The organism is Rhodococcus sp. NJ-530, from assembly GCF_003860625.1.
Taxonomy (GTDB): domain Bacteria; phylum Actinomycetota; class Actinomycetes; order Mycobacteriales; family Mycobacteriaceae; genus Rhodococcus_F; species Rhodococcus_F qingshengii.
Window position 1 is genome coordinate 4,215,227 of sequence record NZ_CP034152.1, and the last position, 24,451, is coordinate 4,239,677.

General features: G+C 62.4%; 21 protein-coding genes and 4 pseudogenes. 13 read left to right on the forward strand and 12 right to left on the reverse strand.

Features of this window, described 5'->3' with window-relative positions; translation table 11 throughout:
- Window position 1: 1 nt before the first annotated feature.
- Window positions 2–1,345, reverse strand: a complete 1,344-nt coding sequence (locus tag EHW12_RS19605) for a PTS transporter subunit EIIC (RefSeq protein WP_003941307.1) — start codon at window positions 1,343–1,345, stop codon at window positions 2–4.
- Window positions 1,346–1,672: 327 nt separating this feature from the next.
- Between EHW12_RS19605 and EHW12_RS19610 the strand changes: the two genes are divergently transcribed.
- Together EHW12_RS19610 and EHW12_RS19615 are read left to right on the forward strand one after the other, a co-directional pair.
- Window positions 1,673–1,903, forward strand: coding sequence for a PTS glucose/sucrose transporter subunit IIB (locus EHW12_RS19610; RefSeq protein ID WP_003941324.1), 231 nt, complete (start codon window positions 1,673–1,675; stop codon window positions 1,901–1,903).
- Window positions 1,900–2,358: a glucose PTS transporter subunit IIA gene (locus EHW12_RS19615; protein ID WP_003941386.1), complete on the forward strand. Its 459-nt coding sequence runs from the start codon at window positions 1,900–1,902 to the stop codon at window positions 2,356–2,358. The genes EHW12_RS19610 and EHW12_RS19615 overlap by 4 nt, the downstream gene beginning before the upstream one ends.
- 54 nt (window positions 2,359–2,412) lie before the next feature.
- Here the strand turns inward: EHW12_RS19615 and EHW12_RS19620 are convergent, their stop codons facing one another.
- The 3 genes from EHW12_RS19620 to EHW12_RS19630 all read right to left on the reverse strand — a co-directional run bounded on the left by EHW12_RS19620 (window position 2,413) and on the right by EHW12_RS19630 (window position 6,898).
- Window positions 2,413–3,162 (reverse strand): GntR family transcriptional regulator, encoded by a 750-nt coding sequence (locus EHW12_RS19620; RefSeq protein WP_007726130.1) that lies wholly within the window; start codon window positions 3,160–3,162, stop codon window positions 2,413–2,415.
- A 149-nt stretch (window positions 3,163–3,311) separates the two neighbouring features.
- A complete protein-coding gene (locus EHW12_RS19625) occupies window positions 3,312–4,085 on the reverse strand; it encodes an SWIM zinc finger family protein (protein WP_047270178.1) in 774 nt (257 codons plus the stop codon).
- Window positions 4,082–6,898, reverse strand: coding sequence for a DEAD/DEAH box helicase (locus EHW12_RS19630; RefSeq protein WP_125051522.1), 2,817 nt, complete (start codon window positions 6,896–6,898; stop codon window positions 4,082–4,084). Before EHW12_RS19630 ends, EHW12_RS19625 begins: the two co-directional genes overlap by 4 nt.
- Before the next feature lie 63 nt (window positions 6,899–6,961).
- On the opposite strand from EHW12_RS19630, the gene EHW12_RS19635 reads away from it, so the two are divergent.
- From EHW12_RS19635 to EHW12_RS19660, 6 genes and pseudogenes are all read left to right on the forward strand, one after another.
- Window positions 6,962–7,882 (forward strand): NADP-dependent oxidoreductase, encoded by a 921-nt coding sequence (locus EHW12_RS19635; RefSeq protein WP_042445331.1) that lies wholly within the window; start codon window positions 6,962–6,964, stop codon window positions 7,880–7,882.
- Window positions 7,883–7,962: 80 nt separating this feature from the next.
- Window positions 7,963–8,169 (forward strand): annotated as a pseudogene (locus EHW12_RS35375) (deoxyribonuclease); the annotation flags it as partial.
- Between the two features lie 74 nt (window positions 8,170–8,243).
- Window positions 8,244–9,503 (forward strand): site-specific integrase, encoded by a 1,260-nt coding sequence (locus EHW12_RS19645; protein ID WP_011133407.1) that lies wholly within the window; start codon window positions 8,244–8,246, stop codon window positions 9,501–9,503.
- Window positions 9,500–11,986: a site-specific integrase gene (locus tag EHW12_RS19650; protein ID WP_011133408.1), complete on the forward strand. Its 2,487-nt coding sequence runs from the start codon at window positions 9,500–9,502 to the stop codon at window positions 11,984–11,986. Before EHW12_RS19645 ends, EHW12_RS19650 begins: the two co-directional genes overlap by 4 nt.
- 26 nt (window positions 11,987–12,012) lie before the next feature.
- A pseudogene (locus EHW12_RS19655) lies at window positions 12,013–12,240 on the forward strand (deoxyribonuclease); the annotation flags it as partial.
- An 86-nt stretch (window positions 12,241–12,326) separates the two neighbouring features.
- On the forward strand, window positions 12,327–13,094 hold the full coding sequence (locus EHW12_RS19660; protein ID WP_042445334.1) for an HNH endonuclease family protein: 768 nt from the start codon (window positions 12,327–12,329) through the stop codon (window positions 13,092–13,094).
- A gap of 31 nt (window positions 13,095–13,125) precedes the next feature.
- On the opposite strand, the gene EHW12_RS19665 is transcribed toward EHW12_RS19660, so the two are convergent.
- The 3 genes from EHW12_RS19665 to EHW12_RS19675 are packed head-to-tail and all read right to left on the reverse strand — an operon-like array spanning window position 13,126 to window position 16,885.
- Window positions 13,126–13,524 (reverse strand): DUF6262 family protein, encoded by a 399-nt coding sequence (locus EHW12_RS19665; RefSeq protein WP_042445338.1) that lies wholly within the window; start codon window positions 13,522–13,524, stop codon window positions 13,126–13,128.
- Between the two features lie 18 nt (window positions 13,525–13,542).
- Window positions 13,543–15,717 carry a tyrosine-type recombinase/integrase gene (locus EHW12_RS19670; RefSeq protein WP_080726510.1) on the reverse strand — a complete coding sequence of 725 codons (2,175 nt, stop codon included), beginning with the start codon at window positions 15,715–15,717 and terminating at the stop codon, window positions 13,543–13,545.
- Window positions 15,710–16,885 carry a tyrosine-type recombinase/integrase gene (locus EHW12_RS19675; RefSeq protein WP_042445344.1) on the reverse strand — a complete coding sequence of 392 codons (1,176 nt, stop codon included), beginning with the start codon at window positions 16,883–16,885 and terminating at the stop codon, window positions 15,710–15,712. The genes EHW12_RS19670 and EHW12_RS19675 overlap by 8 nt, the downstream gene beginning before the upstream one ends.
- Window positions 16,886–17,077: 192 nt before the next feature.
- On the opposite strand from EHW12_RS19675, the pseudogene EHW12_RS19680 reads away from it, so the two are divergent.
- Window positions 17,078–17,356 (forward strand): annotated as a pseudogene (locus tag EHW12_RS19680) (HNH endonuclease family protein); the annotation flags it as partial.
- Between the two features lies 1 nt (window position 17,357).
- Here the strand turns inward: EHW12_RS19680 and EHW12_RS19685 are convergent.
- Both EHW12_RS19685 and EHW12_RS35380 read right to left on the reverse strand, forming a co-directional pair.
- A complete protein-coding gene (locus EHW12_RS19685; RefSeq protein ID WP_241199002.1) occupies window positions 17,358–18,440 on the reverse strand; it encodes an amidohydrolase family protein in 1,083 nt (360 codons plus the stop codon).
- Window positions 18,437–18,589, reverse strand: a complete 153-nt coding sequence (locus EHW12_RS35380) for a hypothetical protein (RefSeq protein ID WP_241199003.1) — start codon at window positions 18,587–18,589, stop codon at window positions 18,437–18,439. The genes EHW12_RS19685 and EHW12_RS35380 overlap by 4 nt, the downstream gene beginning before the upstream one ends.
- Before the next feature lie 158 nt (window positions 18,590–18,747).
- Between EHW12_RS35380 and EHW12_RS19690 the strand changes: the two genes are divergently transcribed.
- Window positions 18,748–19,383 carry a TetR/AcrR family transcriptional regulator C-terminal domain-containing protein gene (locus tag EHW12_RS19690; RefSeq protein ID WP_125051524.1) on the forward strand — a complete coding sequence of 212 codons (636 nt, stop codon included), beginning with the start codon at window positions 18,748–18,750 and terminating at the stop codon, window positions 19,381–19,383.
- Here the strand turns inward: EHW12_RS19690 and EHW12_RS19695 are convergent.
- Window positions 19,370–20,943, reverse strand: a pseudogene (locus EHW12_RS19695) (molybdopterin-dependent oxidoreductase). The gene EHW12_RS19690 and the pseudogene EHW12_RS19695 overlap by 14 nt on opposite strands.
- 127 nt (window positions 20,944–21,070) lie before the next feature.
- Here EHW12_RS19695 and EHW12_RS19700 point away from each other — a divergent pair.
- Together EHW12_RS19700 and EHW12_RS19705 are read left to right on the forward strand one after the other, a co-directional pair.
- On the forward strand, window positions 21,071–21,889 hold the full coding sequence (locus EHW12_RS19700) for a shikimate 5-dehydrogenase (protein ID WP_042447990.1): 819 nt from the start codon (window positions 21,071–21,073) through the stop codon (window positions 21,887–21,889).
- 13 nt (window positions 21,890–21,902) lie between these two features.
- Entirely contained in the window at window positions 21,903–22,364 is a 462-nt protein-coding gene (locus tag EHW12_RS19705) for a DUF6328 family protein (protein WP_003941357.1), read from the forward strand.
- A gap of 1 nt (window position 22,365) precedes the next feature.
- Here the strand turns inward: EHW12_RS19705 and EHW12_RS19710 are convergent, their stop codons facing one another.
- Window positions 22,366–23,202 (reverse strand): sulfurtransferase, encoded by an 837-nt coding sequence (locus tag EHW12_RS19710; RefSeq protein ID WP_125051526.1) that lies wholly within the window; start codon window positions 23,200–23,202, stop codon window positions 22,366–22,368.
- 22 nt (window positions 23,203–23,224) lie between these two features.
- On the reverse strand, window positions 23,225–23,848 hold the full coding sequence (locus EHW12_RS19715) for a LysE family translocator (protein ID WP_003941342.1): 624 nt from the start codon (window positions 23,846–23,848) through the stop codon (window positions 23,225–23,227).
- Window positions 23,849–23,950: 102 nt separating this feature from the next.
- Here EHW12_RS19715 and EHW12_RS19720 point away from each other — a divergent pair, with 102 nt between their 5' ends.
- Window positions 23,951–24,424 carry an Lrp/AsnC family transcriptional regulator gene (locus tag EHW12_RS19720; RefSeq protein WP_003941284.1) on the forward strand — a complete coding sequence of 158 codons (474 nt, stop codon included), beginning with the start codon at window positions 23,951–23,953 and terminating at the stop codon, window positions 24,422–24,424.
- Window positions 24,425–24,451 lie beyond the last annotated feature (27 nt).

Sequence of the window (24,451 nt, forward strand, 5' to 3'; positions counted from 1 at the left end):
TTCAGCGTCCTTCCAGTTCCTTGTCGAGCTTGTTTTCCAGTTCGGCGACGAGCGGGGCGTCGGTGCGGCTGTCACCTTCGGCAGCCAGTGCCAGTTCGGCCTCGAGCAGCGCTGGGTCGGGCTCACCTGCGGCCACCTCGACCTCTTCTTCTCGTCCTGGCGTGCGCAGATTCCACTTCTTGATGACGAAGCTGAAAAGGAAGTAGTAGATCACGGCGTAGCCGAGTCCGATCGGGATCAACATCCATGCGTTGGTTGCCTTGCCGAAGTTCAACACGTAGTCGAAGAAGCCTGCGGAGAACGTGAATCCGTCGTGAATCCCGAGCGCATTGACCAAGGCCATCGACGTTCCGGTCAGGAGCGAGTGGATGACGTACAGGGGCCACGCGACGAACATGAAGGAGAATTCGAGCGGCTCGGTGATACCGGTGAGGAATGCGGTCAGGCCGGTGGAGAGCATGATGCCGCCGACGAGCTTCTTCTGAGAAGGCTTGGCGTTACGCCAGATTGCGAAGGCTGCAGCGGGGAGGGCGAACATCATGATCGGGAAGAAGCCGGTCATAAACGTACCGGCGGAGGGGTCGCCGGCGAAGAACCGGTTGAGGTCACCGCGAACGATTTGACCGCTCGCGTCCTGGTAGTCGCCGATCAGGAACCACACGGCGGAGTTCAAGATGTGGTGCAGGCCCGTGGGGATCAGGAGGCGGTTCGCTGCGCCGTAAATGCCGCCGCCCACAACGGTATTGGAAGCAACTGCTTCACCGACCCAGTTGAGGCCGGAGTTGAACAAGGGGTACACGAATGCCATCAGGACACCGACCACAAGACCGGTGATCGCTGTCAGGATGGGAACGAGCCTGCGCCCGTTGAAGAACCCGAGATAATCGGGAAGCTTCGTTCGATAGAACCGCTGCCACAAGATCGCCGACAGCAAGCCCATCACGATACCGGCGAGCACACCGTAGTTGATCAGGGATTGATCCCCGTTCGGGTCCGTCTTCCCTTCGAGGACGATCGGCGACATCGCCTTGAACACGCCGTCGATCACCATGTAGCCGACGACGGCTGCCAAGGCAGTCGATCCGTCGGCCTTCTTGGCCCAGCCGATCGCGATACCGACGGCGAAGATCAGCGGCAGCCACGTGAAGACTGCTTGTCCTGCCGCAGAGATCACTGCAGCAGCACTGTGCATCGAACTGAATCGCCCGAGCAGGTCGTCCTGGCCGAGGCGGAGCAAGATTCCCGCAGCCGGCAGAACGGCGATCGGAAGCATCAAGCTTCGGCCGAGGCGTTGAACCCCGGCGAACACTTTCGATTCCTTCTTCGGGGTGTCTTCGAGAGTCATCAAGGACCTTCTTCGTTCGCCGGGCCGCGTCGCGATCGGCCGCTGGTTCTGGAAATTCGGGTGTCGTACACGTGCAGGTTTCGTGAAAATGCAGGTCACGGTTCTTGCTCGGAAGTGAGGCCGAAACCGTTTTGTAGAAACTGTTGTGGAGCCGGACTTCCAACGGGTACTGTCCGGTCATAACCAGTTGTAGTTTTACCTGGTGGAGGCGAGTTGTCAACACCCAAATGTGACATACGTAACCGGGATAGCCTTGACCAGCAACTAGTCAGCCCACCTGTACGACCGTTCAACGATCACGACCAACCCGACAATCAGGAGCAGCAAATGTCGAAAGCGGAAGCAATCATCAAGGGCCTCGGCGGCGCAGAGAACATCGTCGAGATCGAGGCTTGCATCACCCGCCTGCGTACCGAGGTCAAGGACGGAGCGAAGGTGAACGAGTCCGCTCTCAAGGCTGCCGGCGCACACGGCGTGCTCAAAGCCGGCACGGTTGTCCAGGTCATCGTCGGGCCCGAGGCCGACACCCTTGCCGAGGACATCGAGGACATCCTGTGACGGTCGTCCTCGCCCCGCTCCCCGGTCGGGTCGTCGCACTCGCTGACGTACCGGACCCGGTGTTCGCTCAGCAGATGGTCGGCTCGGGCGTCGCGATCGAACCCGCTCGCGGTCAGGGCCCACTCACGGTCGTGGCGCCGATCAGCGGAAAGATCCTGAAACTTCACCCCCACGCGTTCGTGATCTTCGGCGAGAAGGCCACCGGCGTGCTGGTCCATATCGGCATCGACACGGTCAAGCTCGAAGGCGACGGATTCACCCTCATCGCCGCCGAGGGTGACACCGTCAATGCCGGTGATCCCGTCGTCAGCTTCGATCCAGCGCACATCGACACGACCGGTTACTCGGCGATCTGCCCGGTAGTCGTGATGGATTCCAAACCGGACACCGTCGAATCCCCTTCCGTCGGTGGGGACGTCGCCACTGGCGACACTCTGTTCGACTGGTCGGCGTAACGCAAAGGGCGAGCACACCGGAAGGTGTGCTCGCCCTTTCGCTTCGAACGATGACTATTGGTCGCCGCGCGTTTTGGGCCGCGCTTGGCCCTGGACTTCCATCTGCAACTGGTAGCGGTCGGATCGGTACCAACTGCGAGTGTGCTCGACCGGTGCGATCTCGCTGAACGACACTCGATCGAAGTACAGAACCGGAGCGCCCTTACGAGTGCCCAGGAGAGTCGCGATCTCCGTACTGGCACCATCGGCACTGACTGTCTGCTCTGCCCGATCGATCGGCTTGTCGTACTTGTCGGCGGTTGCCCGATAGATCGAACCCGTCAAGTCCATGTCGAGTAAACCCGGCAACAGTTCGGGATTGAACCAGCCGTCGTCCACGCTCACCGGCTCGCCGTCGGCAAGGCGCAAGCGCTTGACGTGGTAACCGTCGGAACCCGGTCGCATATTCAGTGCGGCAGCAGTGTTTTCGGGGACCGGCCCCTGTTCGCTGACCAGGACCACCGTCGTGGGGTGATGCCCCTGGGCGCGCATTTCCTCGGTGAAGGATGCAAGGTGCAGCTTGGATTGGACAGCACGGTGCGCAACGAAGGTTCCCTTGCCACGCACGCGAACGAGGTGTCCGTCATTGACCAGTTGCCCGATTGCCTCGCGAACGGTGATCCGACTGACGCCGTAGTCCTGCATCAGGTTTCGCTCGCTGGTCATCAAGTCGCCAGGCTGGAGCTCTTGGGTGCACTTGCGCAGGAGAATGGTGCGCAACTGTTCGTGTTTGGGTATTGCGCTGTCGCGCAAATGAACGGGCATCACAGCGACTGTCCCTCCGAGAAATGAATAGTCGTCTATTCGCCGACGACAACGACCTGAAATCGCAGGCAGGTCCCGACCGGACCGGTCCAATTAACGATACTGGAATTTACGACAGGAAACTAGCACCAGTCCGGAGTTGTCCGATTTCAACCATCCAACCGTCGGTAGATGGACCGTATTTCGTCCAAGGCGACGTTCTGCTGAGCCATGTCCAATCCCAATGCCGCAACCGCCTCGCGCAACCGCCTGATATCCAGATCGTCGATCGCCGCGCGAAAAGGCACCTTCGGTAGCGCAGGGAGGGCAGCCGCGATTCCGAACCAATTCTCGACGTCCACCGAAACAGTCGACTCGTCTTCCACTCCCCCGATCAACTGCTCCAGGTCGACCCCGCGAAGTCTCAGCAACCTGAGCGGATCGGTGTCGATTCGCTCCGCGGTCAAGAACGCCACGGCCGCAGCATGTTTGCACGGCCAACCGACATCGGGGCAGGTGCAGTCGAAGCGAAACGCCGACGGACCGTCCGGTATCAGTTGAGCAGCAAGCATGTCCGGCACAACGCCGGACACCAGTGCGGCAAGACTTCCCGGCACTCGGCGGATCTTGGTGATGATGTCGTCGATATCCGATTGATCAAGGGTGTCGATCGACAGCGTGGAAACGAACGGTTGAAGTTGGCTGCCCTGAACCTCGGCCGTCACCACTCCTGGTTCGATGTCGAGCGCCAAGACCTGACCCGAACGCGCATACGTACGCCCACGCGTGACACGAGGTTTGTCGCCGATCTCTTCGACGACCCGAACAAAAGCCTTGCCCCAGAACGTCCTCCCGAACGCTGGACGAGGCTTGACCGGCGCGGGTGCTCGCCGTCGAGGCCCGGTGTACTCACTGAAATCGGGGCCCTTACCGCGCGGACTCATTCGCCCACCGCGTCGTCGCCGAGTCGCAACAACTCGTCCAGTTGCTCGACGCTCATCTCCGTCACCCAGTTCTCACCCGTCCCGACTGCAAGTTCGGCGAGTTCACTTTTACTCGCGATCATCGTGTCGATTCGCTCTTCCAAGGTTCCGACGCACACCATCTTGCGTACCTGAACGTTCTTTCTCTGACCGATGCGGAAGACACGGTCCGTCGCCTGGTTCTCTACCGCCGGGTTCCACCATCTGTCGAGGTGAACCACATGGTTGGCCGCCGTGAGATTCAGACCCGTGCCGCCGGCCTTGAGCGAGAGCACCATGATGGGCGGGCCGCCTTCACCTTGGAATGCCTCGACCATTGCGTCGCGCCCGGCTTTCGACACTCCGCCGTGGAGAAACGGAACTTCGGTGGTGAACCGGTCGGCCAGGTACGGCACCACCAATTCGCCGAACTCACGAAACTGTGTGAACAACAGAACCTTCTCGTCGTCGCCGATGACCGACTCGACGATGTCCTCGACCAGTCCGAGCTTTCCCGAACGGTGTTGCCCGCGGCGCATCACCGGCGAACCGTCGCGCAGGAAGTGCGCGGGATGATTGCACACCTGTTTGAGTTTGGTCAGCGCAGACAGGACGGCGCCCTTGCGCTTCATCCCTTCCGTCCCCTTGATCTGCGCCATCATCTCGTCCACCACGGCGCGGTACAACGCGGCCTGCTCTTCGCTGAGATTCGCTCGAACCGTCATCTCCAACTTCTCCGGGAGATCCGCGATCACGGCGGGATCGGTCTTCACGCGCCGCAGCACAAAGGGGGACGTGACGGCTCGCAGTCGCGAGACGGCAAGCTGATCTTTTTCCCGCTCGATCGGTACGACAAACCTTTTGCGGAACATCTGCTCCGAGCCGAGTACACCGCGATTGGCAAAATCGAGGATTGACCGCAGCTCGTCCAGTCGGTTCTCCACCGGCGTTCCGGTCAGAGCAACGCGATGATCCGCGGGGATGCTGCGAGCAGCTCTCGCCTGAGATGTCTTGGCGTTCTTGATGTGTTGAGCCTCGTCGAGCACTACGCGCCGCCAGTCGAGATCCTTGAGCGCCGCGACGTCGCGGGTCATGAGCGCGTAGGTGGTGATCACCAGATCACTCTCACGAACTGCCTGTTCCAACTCCGCCCCGGTAGCGCGATCCGAACCGTGATGAACGTAGACGCGCAAGCTCGGTACAAATCGCGCCGCTTCACGCTGCCAGTTTCCCACGACCGACATCGGGCACACCAAAAGTGTTGCTGTCTTGGACTTCTCGTGCGCAAGTAACGCCAACAGTTGCAGCGTCTTACCCAGACCCATGTCGTCGGCCAGAACAGCGCCGAGCCCGAGAGCACTCATGTACGCCAACCAGTCGAGACCGCGTCGTTGATACGGACGCAAAGTCGCGTTGACCGTCGACGGTACCGCCACCTGCCGCGGAGCCACCGACTGGTCGAGCAGTGCAGAGGCCCATCCAGTTGCTTTCACTTCCTCGACCGGCAGGTCTTTGAGGTCGTCGGCGATCAAGTCCTTGATCAGATCGACGATCGCTCGGTCCCCGCTCGAGTGCCGCTGACTGACAAAACGAGCCGCGCGGGCCAGGACGTCTTTGTCCGCCTGAACCCACTCGCCGCGCAACTGGACCAGATCGGACTTCGCATCGACGAGTCGGGTCATTTCCTCGGCGGTGAGTACCTTGTCTCCGAGCGCCAATTCCCAATCGTATTCCAGCAATTGGTCCATACCGACCGTACGATTCTCCGCAACGATCGGAGATGCCGCCGAGGTCACGCGCACACGCAGGGATGGAGACACTACGTTCCATGCGCGAGGAAGCAGCAGCGTGATCCCTCGCTCTCGCAGGACAATCGCGCCGTGTCCGACCAGGTCCATCACGACAGGTGTGGGCAGCAACAGGTCGAGGCTGTCCTCGTCACGCGGCACGTCGCGAAAACGTGGGTAAGCCTTGATTGCGTCTTCGAGCTTGCGACTGCCGAGCTGGATACGTTTGGGATCTGCCCGGTGCAGTCGAACACGTTCGGGCGCTTCACCTTCGGGACGCAAACACACTTGCAGACGCCACAGCGCGTCGTCGTCCGGATCGGAATTGTCGTCGAGTTCAGGCTCGATCAGCCGCAGAACCAGGTCCGGCTCTCCGGCTGTGAACGTCGACCCCCATTCGGCGAGTCCCTCGGCCGCTCGTACCGACACGTCGTCGAAAGCATCCCCGGACAATACGGCCTGCCACAGCGGGGTCTGCACCACCGGATTTGAGTCACCGAGAACACGACGGACGATCGGGTCCGTGAGTTCGTTCGTGATGTCTTCGATCGTCGCCCTCGGCGAGCCGACCGCCCGCTGCACCGGCGGCATGGCCACTACCAATTCGCCGATCCAGGCGCGCTGGCGTTCCCCCACAGACAACTGCCACCGCGGCCACCAACTACCCTCGGCTCGCGTCAGCGCCGGCACCACCCTCCCGGCGCGCACCCAACGGTCGATACCTCGCGCCACATGTACGAGAAAGTGCAGGTCTCCCGCAATTCGCTGATCGTCGGCCTTGAACCGCAGCAGGAGATCGACTGCGTCCGGCGGCGCCAACGCAACAGCTGCGTACTCACTCTGCAAAGGCCCGCCAGGTACGGGCGGCATAGCGACATTCACACGATGACGGAACTTGCGATGCAGGACAGCACTGACCGGATCACGGGGATCGTCGGTCCCGGCACCCTCGTGCCCGTCGACCCACAGTTTGAGCCCCGATCCCGGTGACCAGAGTCCATGCAGCATCCGACCATCCAATCAGGTGCCACCGACACCACTTCCCGCCTACCGGGCAATAGGCTGGCAGGCATGACGACGGCATACGGCTTCACCGAGTACGGCGGACCCGACACACAGTCCTACTTCGACGTCACCTTGCCCCCGCCCGGTGCCGGCCAACTGCTGGTGTCGGTCCGAGCGGCGGGCGTCAACCCCGCTGACTGGAAAGTTCGCGCGGGTACTCGAAAAGATACTGTCCCGGTGACGCTGCCTGCGGTTCTGGGCCGCGAAGTGTCCGGTGTTGTCATCGGAGTAGGTCCGCGGGTCACCGAGTTCGAGGTCGGCGACGAAGTGTTCGGCGCTACCGCGACCGGCTTCGGCGGCTACGCCGCGTCGACATTGCTCAACGTCTCCTCGACAGCACACAAGCCGCCTACCGTGTCCTGGGCCGATGCCGCAGTGCTGACGGTTGCGGCAGGAACGGCCTACGACGCACTCCACGATCTCGGTCTGAAACCCGGGGCGACACTCCTGCTGCTCGGCGCCGGCGGCGGCGTTGGTCGCAGCACGATCGCGCTTGCTCTGGCGCGGAGTATCAACGTGATCGGTGTCGCGAGCGAGTCCAAGAGAACCGCGATCGAGGAAGCGGGAGCACGTTGGGTTGCGTCGGGGGACGGCTTCGCAGACGACGTGTCCGCGTTGTCCCCAGTCGGAGTGGACGCGGTTTTCGACCTGGTCGGCGGGGACACTCTCACTCGCGGCGCTGAGCTCGCCCGACCGGACGCACCGATCCTGAGCATCGCCGATCCTCTGGCGGCGAGCCGACTCGGCGGCGGTGGTGTCGAACGCCGAAGAACTACAGCAGTATTCACGGAGATCGCGGCGCTCGTGGCCGACGGGATCCTCGACCCGTCCGTGTCCGGGCGGTACCCATTCTCCCGCGCTGGGGAAGCGCTCGCTGCAGTCGAAGACGGCCATGCCGCCGGCAAAGTGGTGATCGAGTTCGGCTGATTCCTGTCGGCCCCCGATGGTTCAATCACCGTCTACGACGGAAGGCGTTGAATCACCGTCTACGACGGACGGGGGCACAGGTGGTTGCACGGTTATCTGCGATCCTGTCGACGCTCGCGCTCGTATGTCTCGTCGCGTCCTGCGGATGGTTCGGGGACGAGCGTCTCGAGTCGGCCCCGGGCAGCCCGACACGATCGGAGCTCGAATCGCTGCTGTCCCGGACCGCGATTGTCGACAACCGCCCACATCCGGGTGGATACGAGCGCGGCTGCGGTAACGGCGAGGCCCCGTTGACTGAACTAAATGCCGAATGGTGCAGGTCTGAAGGGGTGGGGTCGATGTGGGTCGGTAGCTTGCGGACATGAGCGAAGGGGAAAGTTCGAGAGATCTGTCGGGGCTTGTGGTGGCCCGAGTGGGTCGGTTGATAGCGACAGGTCAGGCGGCGGAGCCTTACGTCTTGCAGGGCAGCGACGGTGAACGAGTGGAGTCCGTCGAGGTGTTCTTCCGGGAGCTGATCGCTTCCGGGAGGTCGGTGGCGACGGTGCGTTCGTACGGTATGGATCTGCTCAGATGGTGGCGGTTCCTTCACGCTGTGGACGTGGCGTGGGATCGTGCCGATCGGGTCGATGCCCGCGATTTCAGTTGTTGGATCCAGTTGACGGCGAAGGCACGACAAGGATCAGTGGTGCCGGCCAGCGCCGAGGCGGCTGCTACTGCTGCGGCATCGCCGAATCCTGTCACCGGCAAACCGGCTCTGGGGGCCGGGTACTCGCCGGCGACAGTGGCGCACAGTGAGACGGTGCTGCGAAGTTTCTACGATTTTCATCGGGACGCGGGGACTGGCCCGCTTCTGAATCCGTTCCCTCTCGATCTCTCTCGCCGGTCGAGACGGGCTCATGCGCACCACAATCCGATGGATCATTGGGCACCTGAGCGTGTGGGGCGCTACCGGCCTCGGGTCTCGCAGCGGATTCCCCGAGCGATTCCCGAGGATCTGTTCGATAAGTTGTTCGCGGCGTTGTCGTCGGATCGGGACCGGGCGTTGGTGGCGTTCTGGATTTCATCGGGGGTGCGAGCGTCGGAGCTGTTGGGAGTCCGCGAGTGCGATGTCGACCCGGGGCAGCAGTTGATTACTGTGGTGCGCAAGGGAACACGTGCGGTGGAGCAGGTACCCGCGTCGGCGGACGCGTTCGTCTGGTTGCGGTTGTATCAGGAGCAGTTGCGGGGCGAGGTGCCACTCGGACGGATGCAACCGTTGTGGTGGACACTGCGAAGGCCTCGCCGCCCGTTGAATTACCATGCGGCGCATCGGATGTTCGAGCGTGCGAATGCTACCCTCGGTTCGGATTGGACTCTGCACGACTTACGTCACAGTGCAGCGAGGCGGATGGCCAACGACCCGCACTTGTCCTTGGTGGAGGTCAAAGAGGTGTTGGGGCACGCCCATTTGTCGACGACCGAAATTTATCTGACACCCGATAAGGACGAGGTGATCGCCAGCGTCCTGGCCCACCACGCTCGTACTGCTGATCAGCGGGAACATCCGCGGGCTCCGTCGCCGCCTCCTGCTCCTGGATACGATCCGGCAGCGTTGAGCGTGCTGTTCGGGAGGCCGTTGTGAGCACTGCCGTCAAGCACATGACCCGCCCGGAACGCTTCGAGGTCACACCGGTGCCGCATTCGAGGATTCGCCAACTGCACAAACAGTTTCCACCACGCGAAGGTGAACTCTGGTGGCCGCACACCGCTGCCTCTGCTGAGGAGGTCGAGGCCCGACTGAACTGCTCGGTGCTTGCTGAGGCTGCGGTCACCACCCGAGCCGGACGGCACCGGGGCGTGATCAAGATACTGACCTGGTTGGCTTCGGTGCCAGGCGATACCTGGCAAGCCCGGTGGCTCGCCAGCGGCGCCGAGAACATCCGCGGGTCTCGTTACGGCGCGACAACCTCCTGGGCCGATCTCCCGGTGGAATGGATTGCCGGACACGGGCGCCCTGTCAGACATGATCGCAACGACCTGGCTGCAGGACTGCTGATGTTGCTGTGCCTGGACGTGATCCGGCCGCAGTTGCCGTGGATGCTCTCCCGGGCGCACCCGTTTCTCGCGCCGATGATGGCAAAGCTGCGAGATCCGGACGGATTCGCGCGGTTGGACGAGCTTGCTGCCACTCAGCCGGATACCTCGCGAGACGATGCACGAATCGCAGCGACCAGAATCGCGACCCTGCTGGTATCCAAAGGCGGGACGGTCGCGGAGATCACTGTCGGCGATTGCGTGGAGCTGATCGAAACGATGGCGCAGGTGCACTCCCGCCGCGGTCAGAAGAAGATCGATTTCTACCTGCGACTACGTGCGATGGGCATCTTTCCCGAGGATGCACCACACAGCATCCGTGCGTTCGGCGCTCCGGTCGGACAGTTGACGATCGAACAACTCGTCGACCGCTACCCGATCGAGAACCAACCGATCCGAGCTCTGCTCATCGACTATCTGCGCGAGCGTCAACCCGCGCTGGACTACACCAGTCTCAACTCTCGTGCCCGAGGACTCGCCGGGCTGTTCTGGAGCCGCGTCGAGACACTCGCCCCCGGTATCGACACCCTGGCGCTGCCGCCTGACGTTGCCCGAGCATGGAAGGACGACCTGAGATCGATCACACGCACCGCCGTCGACGCGGCGGGACGAAAGCACGAAACAACTTCGCCCCGAAAGAATTACAAAGACAATCTGTTGCAAGTGCGTGCGTTCTATCTCGACCTCGCGCACTGGGCCGTCGAAGATCCGGCACGCTGGGCGCAGTGGGTGGCGCCCTGCCCGATCAGCGACGCCGAGGTCAAAAGAGGCAAGGAACTCAAACACCGTAAAGCGCGGATGGATCAGCGCACTCGCGAGCGATTGCCTGTCCTGTCGCAGTTGGTTCGGTCCGCAGCTGACCGCCGCGCGGCCGCAGCGGCTCTACTTGTTGCGGCGCAGAACACCGAACCAGGTGAGGTGATCGCGGGAACCGACGGAGAACTGCGACGATCCTTGATCCGTCGGGGAACTGGCCGCGTCGTATGGGCCGACAATACTGTTACCGGTGTTCGCCGCGATCTCACCTACGAGGACGAGGAAGCATTCTGGGCATTCGCCACTATCGAAGTGTTGCGGCTCAGCGGTATCCGTCATGAAGAGCTCCTCGAGCTCAGTCACCACAGCATCACCGAATATCGACTACCTAGTACCGGTGAACTGGTTCCGCTGCTGCAGATAGCTCCATCGAAGACCGATACCGAGCGGCTGATCTTGGTCAGTCCCGAGCTTGCGGAAGTCCTCAGTGCGGTAGTTCAGCGTTCGCGGCAACCCAACGGATCGATACCGCTCGTGGCTGCCTACGATACGCAGGAGAAGCTGTGGAATCCGCCGATGCCGCTGCTCTTTCAGCGGGGAATCGGAAACGAACGCCGAGCGATCCCACCGAGTTTCGTCCGCAAGCTCCTCATCAATGCGCTCACCGTGGCAGCTCTCACCGATGCCAGTGGCGATCCGTTGATGTTTCAGCCCCACGACTTCCGGCGAATATTCGTCACCGACGCGATCATGAACGGCCTGCCACCCCATATCGCACAGGTTATTTGCGGGCACAAGACAATTGACACGACGATGGGCTACAAGGCCGTCTACCCCTCGGAAACGATCGAAGCGCATCGAGCGTTCATCGCGCGTCGTCGTTCGATGAGACCCAGTGAGGAATACCGGACACCGACCGACGAGGAATGGGATGCGTTCTTGTCTCATTTCGAGAAGCGGAAAGTATCGGTCGGGACCTGCGCACGGTCGTTCGGCACACCCTGCATCCATGAGCATGCTTGCGTCAGATGCTCACTCCTGCGGCCGGATCCAACGCAGCGAGGCAGGCTCGAAGAAATCCGAGACAACCTCGAAGCCCGCATCATCGAAGCCAAACAGGAAGGCTGGCTGGGTGAAGTCGAAGGACTGCAGGTCAGCTACACCGGAGTCAGGGACAAGATCGCACAGGTCGATGCCACGATGAAACGAGGATCGGCAACAACTGACCTCGGAATGCCTGGATTCGGATCGATCTCGGGAAGGACTTCCACATGATTACCAAGCTTGAATTCTTGTTCAGAGAAGCTTGCGTCTTCGGCCCCGCTTGGTCCGACGACCAGGACGCTCCAGGTGGCCACGACGGGTGCGATACCCGCAACAACGTCCTGGCCCAAGATCTCTCGGACGTGGTGTTCAAACCAGGAACACGTGACTGCGTCGTACTGTCCGGCGCGATGACCGACCCGTACTCCGGAGATCGCATCGAATTCGAACGCAGCCAGGCCAAGTCCGTCCAGATCGACCATGTCTTATCAGCAGCTTTGTCAAGGAGTCTTCCTCTTTCTGCTGGTTACTGTGTCGATGACATGCTGCTGAGTGCTGTGGTGGCCTTGTGATGCGCCAGCGCGTGACCGGGGTCGCGGTGGCGGCTGCGGCGTTCGTTGTCGCTGTGTCTGGTTGCTCGGTCCATCGGCCTGATGGCGGGGCGGTATTCGCAGCTCCGGTGTCGGGAACTTCTGCGCCGGGTGCGCAGGTCGATGAGGCACTGTCGGCGCTGGAGGAGCTTGCGGTGAAGGGGCGTGCGCCTAAGACGGGTTATGCGCGAAGCGAGTTCGGTATAGCGTGGACTGATACGAATACCGTTATGTGGGGCGGGAACTCGCTGAGCACACGCGAGGACATACTCTCCCGTGACCTTGTGGACATCACGTGCAAGGACCGCTCGGGTGTGGCCTCGCCGCCGTGCGTGGTGCAGTCGGGAGTCCTTCACGATCCGTATACCGGGACCACGGTGAATTTCGTTCGAGGGGAGACGACTTCGCCGCTCGTCCCGATCGAGCATGTCGTTGCACTTGGTGATTCGTGGCAGAAGGGTGCGCAGCAGTTGTCGGTCGCCGAGCGGGTCGATCTGGCTAATGATCCGCTCAATCTCATCGCTACTACGCAGGCTCCGAACTCGGCGAAGAGTGACTCCGATGCCGCCTCGTGGCTTCCTCCGAACAAGGCGTTCCGATGTGCTTATGTGGCTCGTCAGGTCGCGGTCAAACTCCGGTATCGGTTGTGGGTGACCAATGCGGAGAAAGACGCGATCGCCGCGGTCTTGTCGACGTGTCCCGGCCAGGGGCTTCCCTCCAATGCCGAGGCGGCGGGTCGTGTTTCGTGAACGAGCGGTGAATTCGCTTACCTGCAGGGCGCTAGTTGGAGTCGGCGAGTCGTCGCCGCAGTGCGAGGTTCTCACCGTGGGCGACCGCGAGCGCCGTGCGCAACTCGCCGATCTCTTCGGCGTGTCGGCGTTTGAGGTCCTTGAGCTGCGCGGACAGCGCCCTGACCGCGGACGATGCGGACTGCTGTTCGGGTTCGGCAATCTGTTCTGGAGTGGTTCGGCGATGCGGCCGCTGGGTGCGGAGGTCGTTGATCTTTGTGCGCAGGTCGGGCTGGTTGTAGAGGAAGTCGGTGGAGACCTTGGCGCGGCGAGCGACGGCCGCGAAGGTGACCGGTTCGCCTGCATTGCTGAGTGCCAGCAGCGCCGCGTCCGCGCGGGCTCTGGTCTCGGTGTGGCGCGCTCGCGCTGCGGCGGTGAGATGTTCGGGCACGGGCTGGTTCTCCTTGCTCTAGGTGGTGGTTCCGGGACCGCGAACCGCTTTGTCGGCGGCGGAGACATCGTTGATCGAGAGCAGGATCCGGTTAAGCGAGTCGACCTCGATCTGGCGGCCTTGCAGCCAGATGTTCGTCTCGTCCATCGGGGCGCCGTACTTCGCGGTGAACACTGCTTGCCGGTGTTCGATCAGTGTTTCCGTGTCGGCGAGCTGGGTCCGCAACTGCGGGGCATGAGTGGAGTCGGTGACGAATTTCGAGCAAGACAGGCAGGCGTTTCCCTTATCGCACAACTGTTTCGGTGGGAGCGCGCACCAACCGTTGGGCAAGATGCGATCAGCTCGCTTGTCGAGCTGGATCAGGTCGTAGAGGTCGGAGCTGTCGATCGTGGCGGTGCGCCCGTCACGGGTGACCTTCTTGTAGCGGAGGAATTCCTCTTCCATGGTCTGCGCAGAGGTCACGGCGTAGTGCAAGGTCATGTCCGGCGAAACGTGCCCGAAGTAGCGCATCACGACGTGAAGCGGCACTCCGGCGTTGATCAGGTTGGTCGCCGCGGTGTGCCGGAACTGATGTGTCTTGGAGACAGCGACGCGTCGGCCGACGGAGTCGCTGATGTCGAGCAGACTGGTGAGCCTGCTGAACCGCAGATGCATTGTCGTCATCGGGTAAGGCTTGTCGCCCATCCGGTTTCGGGTCGTGCGGAGGAACAGGTACTTCGGCGTCACACCAGGGTTTCCGAAGTGTGCCATCATCTCGCGGGCATGCTTTTGCTGCGCTCGGATGATCGTGACGATCTCGTCGTCCACGGGGATCGAGGGTGCGACGTTCGGTTCGACCTTGGTCTGTTGATACCGCATCCGGGCGACGAATCCAGCGCCGTCAGGATCGCCAGCCGCGGAATTGCGCAGCATCGGTTCGAGCGGGTCGAAGTCCATCATCAGCACCTCGTTGGCGCGACGGCCGGTGCGCAGCAGAAGCATCATGATGTGGAAGGCCTGCAGATCGCCGAGCCCGCCCTCCTGCACTGGCTGCGCGAGCAGCCCACTGCCCTCGGCGATCTGCTGCATGACACCGTCTTCGAGGACCATGTCGTGTGCCTTGACGTTGGTGAGGCGGGGCTTGTCCTCGGGGCGGAACAGCACGCAGTGCTCGGGCCGCAGAGTGGCCCAGGCACTGATACCGAGTTCGGTGGCGGCTTCATCCCGGTGGTCATACATGAACTGGTAGAACTGCTCGATGGCGGTCATGATCTGGCGGCGTGGGTTCTTCGCCAGAGGGCGGCCTGCGCGCGGTCCGGACTCGATGCGGTGCGCAAGGAGCATGTCGCAGAACCCTCGGATGAAGCCCCGCAGTCGGTGTGGATCGGTAGTCAGACACGGGCCCTGGTCGGCGGTGGTGTCGATGTAGCGTTGCAGCCATTTCAGGGCATCCAGGCGCGACTTGATCGTGCTCCACGAGTACCTCTCCGCGCTCAGGCCCGCCGAGAGCCAGTACTTCGCTCCCTCGCGCATCCAGAGGCTGGTCAGGTTGGTGAAGTGCATCGTCGTCGATCCGATAGGCTCGTGGTCTCGCTGAGGCACCCTCGGGTCGAGGCTCGGATTCCAGACGTTCAGCTCCCACCACGGGCCGCGGTGATAGGCATATCCGAGTACTGCGACCATGTGTCCAAGACGGTAGGTACCTTCTTTGAAGGCGAATTCACCGATCTTCTCGCCGAGCATCTGCGCCTTCCGCGCGGATCGCACCCACTCGTCGGGCGAACGGTGCAGCAGCGATTGCGCCGACCGACATTCGTCGTCCCCGTGGCGGATCGCGGCGCGCAGCAAGATGAAGACGGCGTTCGCGTCGACGATGCGAATGAACCGTCCCAACTCGATGTACCGGTGAATGATCCAGGCAACTTCCCAGGTCATAGGTTCAGGGAGACCCCGAAAATTCAGGTAACAGGCGGTCCAGTCGCTGCCGCTGCTGCTGCCCGCACTGACTTCGCGGATCGCCGGTCGGTAGTGCGCCGGCATCGTCTTCTTGTCGAAGTGATCGCTGCGGCATTCTTCGGGCAGAGAGTCCCAGAGCCTGCGGGCGATTGCGGGGTCGAACATGTCCGCTAGTGCCAAGCCCGGATCGATCTGGTGCAGTCTCTTGGGGCTGCGCGGCCAGGATGTGAACGCGGGATCGTTTGCGGGGCTAGACATTCGGATACTCCCATCCGGCGACGTATTCGCGCCAGTTCGCTACCGACGCCAGCTCGGCGTCCTCGGTGACATGGCCGTAGATGTTCATCGTGGTTTGCACGCTCGCGTGGCCGAGGCGGCGGCTGACGGTGTGGACGGGGCTCCCCGCCAGCAACAGTGCAGTGGCATGGGTGTGCCGAAACCAGTGCGGTGTCATCAGGTTCGGGAGATCGGCGTTGCGATGCTTCATCGAGCGCAAGTGCGCATAGACCGACTCGGTGCGCAGCGGCGCGAACAGCGGGTTCCGCAGCACGTTGCAGAAGATGTAGCTACTGTCCCAATCGCCGAGGGCGACATCGGCGCCTCGGTCGCACAGCCACCACACGTAGTCGGCATAGAGCCGGTCGAGCCGAGACCCGATGTGGACCTCGCGCTCCCCGGACTTGGCGGACAGGCCGTGCGGGTGCGCCCTGCTCACGATCGCGACCCGGGCGCTCTTGCCACCGATCCCGGTAATCCAGTCGCGGTGCTGCAACGAGAGGGCTTCACCGATCCGCATGCCCGATTCCGACAGGACTGCCCACAGGAACCGATATCGCAGGTCACCTCGCCATTCCACGAGTGTTGGGTCGTAGGTGGCCTCGGCATCTTGGAGGGCGTCGATCGTGGTCGGCGTCAGAATCGGAATGGTCTTGCGGGCGGCGCGGATTCGGATGGCGGCGCGCTTCCGCGGCGCTCGCCGGGTGACGTGCTCGAGGAACGAGAGGTAGCGTCCCGATCGGACCTGGGCTTGTTTCCACAGGAACGGCGCAGCGTCCGTTCCGCTGTCGGCCTGGTAGCGGTAGAAACTCATCACTGCACGCATGCGGAGATTCACCGTGCTGTCGCTGAGCGTCGGATGGGGACGCAGTTCGCGGATCGGAGAGTCCAGCTCGCCGTAGCGCAGAGCCGAGATGAAGTCGCCGAAGTCGTGCAGCTTCACCGCATCCCACGACCTGCCGGTCACCTCCAGGAACGACCACCACTGGGCCAAGCTCTGTGCGTAGGCCCGGGTCGTGTTCGGCCGGAAGTCGACTTGCCGCCCGTACTCGAGGTATGCCTCGACCGGCTCAACGAGACCAAACGATCTGTCGATCACCGTCCAGGTCGTTGCACCGTCGCTGAGAGTGACACGTTGCGCTCTAGCCATCAGCCCGCTCCCGTTCGTCTGAAGTCGAAGCTACGCCCGGCCCTGCCTGATTCGATGCACCCGAACGGTGCGTGTCGGCGGTGTCATCGGCATGCCTCGCTGCCTGCAGATAACACCGTCGCCCACATATCCCGGATCCGTGGACGGAGACCCAGGATGATGTCAACGGCACTACCTACTAGTTACGGATTACACGTCTTCCCGCTCGCCGCGGCCTGGGACTTCGGCGCGAACTCCTGGACTCCTGCGTTGCGGATGAGGTTCGCGAACGACATGTCTCTGAACCTGTTGGCCGTCAACGGTCCCGACAACCAGGCGAAAGGCGACAGCACGCCCAGTGACTGGTTGCCGCCCGATCCTGCTTACCGATGCTTCTACGCCGGCAAGTACCTGACCGTCGCGATTTCCTATGGCTTACCAGTCAGCCGAGCTGATCATTCGGCCCTGACGGACCTCGCCACTCGCTGCTGATCTAGCGGCAGTCCTTCACCACTCGCACACTCTGGATGACGAGTGCGATCCGCTCACGATCGGCAAAGATCGAGGGATCCGTCAACGGATTGCCGCGGAAGGCAACGAGGTCGGCGAACTTACCGACTTCGATGGTGCCGACCTCGTCGGCGATTCCGAGAATGTCGGCGTTGATCCGGGTAGCGGAAACCAGTGCATCCATGGGTGTTTCGATCTTGGCGCGCAGGACCAACTCCATCCCACGGCCCGTTTGATCGGTACCGATGAGGTCCGATCCCAAGCCCACTCTGACGCCGGCATTTCGAGCAGCAAGAAGCCCGTCGATCTGACCTTGCATCATCTGGCCGATCCGAGCCGAAATCGATTCGGGTAGACCTGCTGACGCCGCGCTGTCCGAGAGCGCCTGCACCACAGCCAACGTCGGCACCAAGGCGACGTCGTGCTCGGCCATCAACTTGGCGGTCTCGTCGTCGATATCAGAGCCGTGCTCGACGCATTTCGCGCCGGCAGTGACAGCGTTACGGATTCCCTCGTTGTTGTGAGCATGCACCGTGACATAGGTACCGCGCGCATTGGCTTCCTCGACGGCAACTTCGATCTCGTCGACCGTGAACTGGGTATCGGTGAGCTTGTCATGAGTGGATACCACTCCCCCGGTAACACACAGTTTGAGGAAGTCCGCACCCCTGCGGAACGTCTCGCGAACGTTCTTTCGCATTTCGTGCGGACCGTCGGAAAGCAGAGACATACACCGTAATCCGGGGATGTCATGATCGGACCAGTCCGAAGTCGGCTCCCATTCGGCCGCCAGGTGTCCGTGTCCACCGGTCTGGCACTGGATCGGGCCGCACTGAATGATCCGCGGACCCGGGATCTTGCCCGAGGCGACAACTCCGGCGAGTCCACCGTCGATTCCGCCGCAGTCACGAACAGTGGTGAATCCCCCGTCGAGGGTCGATGCGCAGGTCGCGAACATGTCTGCAGCGAGCTCGGCTACCGAGATCTGACGCCGCAGGCTCGGTGCGAGATCGCTCGATCCACCGAGATGAACGTGTGCGTCGATGAGGCCGGGCGTGATTGTCAACCCAGTGCAGTCCAGCACCTCCGCCCCGTGGGTGGCGTGCCACCGAGTGCACTGATGCGCCCGTTTTCCACAGCAACAGCGCAGTTCTCGATCGGGTCGGCGCCCGTCCCGTCGATGATCGTTGCACCGGTCAGCCATACGACAGACATATTAGATGTTCCTCCGACGTGTACCGATCGCCGGAAGATTCCGCCGACATACCGAATAGGGTTCGGTTAGTATGATGCATACCGGCTCCCGAAATCAAGGAGTTGTCATCACTCGATGAAGTCCGAGATTGCTGACGAATCCCTCACCAGGAGAATCGATGCCGCGTCCCACCCAGCCAATACTGTCCACGCGAAACATCACCGACGCGGCTCTGGATGCTGTCGACGCGACCGGCGACTTCACCATGCCCGGGATCGCCAAGCAACTGAACGTGACTCCGTCTTCGCTCTACACACATATTTCGGGTCGATCCGAGATCGTCGAACTCATGCGCATCCGCGTGATGTCGTCGATCTCTGTCCCCCACCCACCGGCAGGGTGGAGCGAACGGATCAGCGCGTGGGGGTGGGCCTATCGCCGAGCTGCGGTCGAGCACTGGCGCCTCATCCCGCTGCTCATGACACGAAGCGTCCGCACAGAGGTAACTTTTGCTATCGATACTGCACTGGTTCAAGCATTTTCGGACGGGGGTTTCGATTCGGCCGACACTCGTCACGCAATCTCCACGCTGGACAGTCTGGTTCTCGGATCCGTCGTGAAACTCTCGACGCCGGATGTCGCGTGGACTCAATCCTCCAACCCGAGCGAGATCACGCGCGAGGCTACGACCCCACTGCGAACCGACGACACGTTCGACTTCGGCCTGCGAACCCTGATCGCCGGATGGATGGCTCAGCGCGTTGTTCGTCTGTATACCGAACCTCATTCGGATTCCGACGTCACTTCACGGTGAACGACCTGGTGTGCCATCCCGTGGCTCCACCGGGGATCGGCGGAGTGCGCTCTTCCACCTGAACGTTCCCGTCCAAATCCGTCGCTCTGACCTGCACGGTGTGCAAACCTGAGCCTGCATCCCACATCCACGACCATTGACGCCACGTGTCGATCGAGTACTCCTGCGCCAGTGTCGCCGGTTGCCATTCACCGTTGTCGACGCGAACCTCGACCTTCTCGATCCCGCGATGCTGAGCCCAGGCCGTTCCCGCCACCAGCACCTGGCCCGGCTCGATCGGCGCCAAAGCTGCCGGCACCTCGATACGCGACGACGTCTTGATCGGTGCCTGCGCACCCCAACCGCGCTGGGTCCAATAGGCCTCGACCTTGTCGAAACGCGTCAACTCCCACTCCGTCACCCACTTGGTGGCGGACACGAAACCGTACAGCCCCGGAACCACCTGCCGAACGGGATAACCGTGCTCGAACGGCAACGGCTCACCGTTCATCGCCACGGCGAGAATCGCGTCACGGCCGTCGGTGACTATCTCGACCGGGGTGCCGACTGTGAAGCCGTCGACGCTGGTCGAGAGGAGCATGTCGGCGTCGGGATGGACACCGACTTCGTCGAGCAGGTCCTTCATGGGATAACCGATCCACTTCGCGTTCCCGGCCAGAACGCCGCCCACCTCGTTCGAGACACACGTCAGCGTGATGACTCGCTCGATGGGCGTTCGCGCCACCAGATCGTCGAACGACAACGTCATCTCGCGGTCCACCATTCCGTGAATCCGCAGTTCCCACGAATCCGTCGTCAATTGCGGAACGAGGAGAGCCGTGTCGATTCGGTAGAAGTCGTCGTTGGGCGTGATGTACGTCGATGCACCCGAAATCCCGATGTCCGCACCCGCCGGAATCGGCGGCGCCGGGTCAGCGGCGGTGGGCACGACAAAATCTTCACGATTCGCTACTGCTCCGGCGATTCTCTGCCCACGAACTTCCCGGCCGCACCCGCTGCCGCAGCCACTGCCAACGCCGCACCTGCCAGCAGAAGGAACTGACGACGAGGCAACCACGAGTCGGCGACGCCAGGCGAGAGCGGCACCTCCAGCTGTGTGATCAGCAAACGCAGTGTTGCGACGCCCGCCACCACACCGACCAGGGTCGGGAACACGTACATCGCGTCGGCAGTCGGCCGCTGCATCGCCGCATACACACCAACCGCGCCCAGAAGAACGAGAATGACGCTGCCGATCGGGCGGCGTCGCCGTTCCAGGAGCCCGGCCACCGCACCGAGCAGAACGATCAAGATCGACATTCCGATGAACAGCGCCGGCTTGTCATTGGTACCGAAAGTGTCGATCGCGAACTCGCGAGCCCACGCCGGCGTTCGGTCGACGGTAGTCGCACCTACCGCGTAGAAGGGCGACGCGTCCGGGTTGATCGGCAACGCAACCAGTTCACCGACGCCCAGGACGACAGCCGCGGCCAAGACCCCGGAGATCGCGTGAGCAGCCCATCTACGACGCGGTGGACGAGATTCGGTGCTCGGGTGCTCGTCGATGTTCTGTGTGACCATGTCGTCTCGGCTCTGTCGGTGCGAGTGGTGCTTCGATCGGATACCCGACATTCGGCGCTGCGGGCCATCCGGATGGGTGCACTCCTCCATCAAGAACTACTCCGAACTCGCGATTAGAGTGGGAACGATGACCGTCGACCTCAACAAGGACACGCTCCTGTGCATGTCGCTCTCCGGGCGACCGAGCAACATCGGCACCAGATTTCACAATTACCTCTACGAAGAATTGGGCTTGAACTTCGTCTACAAAGCCTTCACCACCGAAGACGTGCCAGCCGCGATCGCCGGCATACGAGCACTCGGGATTCGAGGCTGTGGGGTGTCGATGCCGTTCAAGGAACAGGTCATCGAGCACATCGACGTCATGCATGATTCGGCCAGCGCCATCGACTCCGTCAACACGATCGTCAACGAGTCCGGAGTGCTGCACGCCTACAACACCGACTATCAGGCGGTGGCCGATCTACTGCGTGACAACAACGTCGACACGAGCCTGTCCGTCGCTGTCGCCGGCAGCGGTGGCATGGCAAAAGCAGTCGTCGCCGCGGTGCGCGACACCGGATTCACCGACGTCACCGTGATCGCCCGCAACCAGCAAGTGGGGTCATCGCTTGCGAAGCAGTACGGCTTCGACTGGCAGGCCGAACTCGGTGAGCTTCGTCCCGGTGTGCTGATCAACGCCACCCCGATCGGTATGTCCGGCGGCGCAGAAGCAGATGCACTGTCGTTCCCCGAGCACGCAGTGCGCGCCGCCGATGTCGTCTTCGACGTCGTCGCGATGCCTGCGAAGACGCCACTGATCGCGTTGGCGACCGAACTCGGCAAAACGGCGATCACAGGAGCGTCAGTCATTGCCCTTCAGGCCGCCGAGCAGTTCGTGCTCTACACCGGCGTGCGTCCGAGCGCGGAGCAGATCCAGCGAGCGTCGGAATACTCACGGGCGTAGGAACCACGTCGCCGTGAACGAGACCGGGGAGACTCCACCTCAACAACTCGCGCGGAACTTCAACGAGTTGTTGCAAGAGCTGCGCGTCGCGCTCTCTGGTGTGCAGATCCTGTTTGCCTTCCTGCTAGCCGTGGCATTCACCGAACGCTACGAGGAAGCGTCGGCGTACATCCGCGGCATCCACTTGGTGACGGTGATCCTTGTTGCCATCTCGTTCGGGTTCCTGATGGCACCCGCGGTCTGGCATCGCATGCTTTTCCGCCGTGGGCACCGCGAGAACATATTGCCCGTGGCCAACCGATTCGCCCTGTGCGGCATAGCCTTTCTGGCCGCCTCCATGACCGGCACGGTCCTGTTGATCGCCGAGGTCGCCGTCGGCGGAGTTGCCGCAAAGGTTTTGGCAGCGTGCGCCGCGATCATGTTCACGGCACTGTGGTTTCTCGTGCCGTCATTCATCGATCGCACCAAGAGCTGACTCAGGCTCCGGTGTCGACGGCGCGAGTGCTGTCGTTGGACCACTGTGACCACGAGCCCGGGAACAGCGTCGCGTCGTAACCAGCGATCGCGAGCGCCGCGATCTCGTGCGCGGCAGTCACTCCGGATCCGCAGTACACCGCCACCTTGTCTCCGACGCCCAGTCCGGCGAATCGCTCACGCAGGTGGGTCGTATCCAGGAATCGCCTGTCGCCGGTGATGTTCTCGGCGGTCGGCGCGTTCACCGCACCGGGGATGTGCCCTGCGACGGGATCCATCGGCTCGACCTCGCCGCGGTACCGCTCCCCGGCTCGGGCGTCTAGAAGGACACCGCCCTCGCTCGTCCAGTTGCCGACACGGTCGATGTCGACAGTCGGCATGTTGCCGCCGGTGAAAGTCACGTCGCCCGGGCTGACGGACTCGCCGATACCGGCCGCCAACGGCAGTCCTGCGGACTCCCAGGCCTGCAGCCCGCCGTCGAGCAGTCGGACATCCGAGAGTCCGGCCCACCGCAGCAGCCACCAACCACGGGCAGCGGCCGTGTTGCCGGTGGCGTCGTAAAGCACCACCGAATCACCGTCGTCGATTCCCCAACGACGCGCCGCGTCCTGCAGGTCTTCGAGACTCGGCAGCGGATGCCTCCCCTCGTCCGGCGACGGCGGCGAGGCAAGTTCCTCGTCGAGGTTCACGAATACCGCACCGGGAATATGGCCGTCGCGAAAATGCTGCTCGCCGTTCGAATCACCCAGCGCCCATCGGACATCGAGCAATCGCGGCGCAGCGCCGGCCTCGATGAGAGCGGACAGTTCTTCGACGTCGATCAGCACGGGAAGTGTCATGAGCCCATCCTGACACGACCACTCATGCAACCCCGAAGAAGGCACCGAGACCCACCAACAACACTCCCGTCACCACGTCGATTCGCTTGCCGACGCCAGGGCGACGCAGCTTCTTGCCGGCTCCGGCTGCCAACACCACCACGATCGCCCACCACAGCGCCGCGGCGACCACCGTCGCGCCCGCCAACATCAACGTGCGCAGCCCTGCGCCTTCACCCGGCTCGATGAATTGCGGGAGTAGCCCGAGAAAGAACAACAACGCCTTCGGGTTCAGCAGGTTCGAGAGGAAGCCGTAACGAAATGCTGTGGTGACCGCGATCGGTTCTTTCGCTGCCGGAATTCCCTCGTCCGAGGCTCGGGCCTTGAAAGCACTTCGAATCGCGGAGATGCCGAGCCAGGTCAGATATGCCGCCCCGGCGTATGTGAGCGCGGAGAGCAACTGTGGCCGTGTCGCCACAAGTGCGGAGAGACCCAGTGACGCGGCAGCGGTGTGAACGAAGAGCCCGGAAATCACACCGGCGGCCACCACCGCGCCGGTCCGACGATCTGCTAGAGAATGACGCAGGATCAGGACAAAATCCGGTCCCGGCGTGAACAGGACGATGGATAGCAGGGAGCCGAAAGCGAGCCATTGACCGACACTCATCCGAAATACCTCACACCCGAGCTGATTCGAGACACATGTTCATGCCAGGAGTGTGCAACTGGATCCGGGAAGTTCAAAACGACTCCGGATATAGTTCGGCAGATGACGAAGAATGAGCCTCTGGATCCGGTGGACTGGAAGATTTTGGCCGAATTGCAGAACGACGCGTCGATCACCAACAAGGTGTTGGCCGATCGAGTCGGCTTGGCGACGTCCTCGTGCCACGAGCGCGTACGACGCCTACGCGCCAACGGCACGATCAGCGGCATCCATGCGGTTGTCGATCCGGCAGCCGTTGGCCGGTCGATGCAGGCGATCATCGCCGTTCAATTGCGACCACACCGCCGCGACCTCGTCGACCGGTTCACCGCCGACGCGCTAGCGCTGCCGGAAACGCTTGCGCTCTTCAACGTCTCGGGGCCCGAGGACTTCTTCCTCCACGTCGCGGTCCGTGACAGCGCTCATCTACAACGGGTATTGATCGACCACCTCGCCGCACATCCCGAGGTCTGGCACGCCCAAACGCACCTCATCTACGGCAAAGCGGTCACCTCACCCATCCGACCGGACAGGTAAATCGGGCCTCGAGCGGGTCGGGCAGAA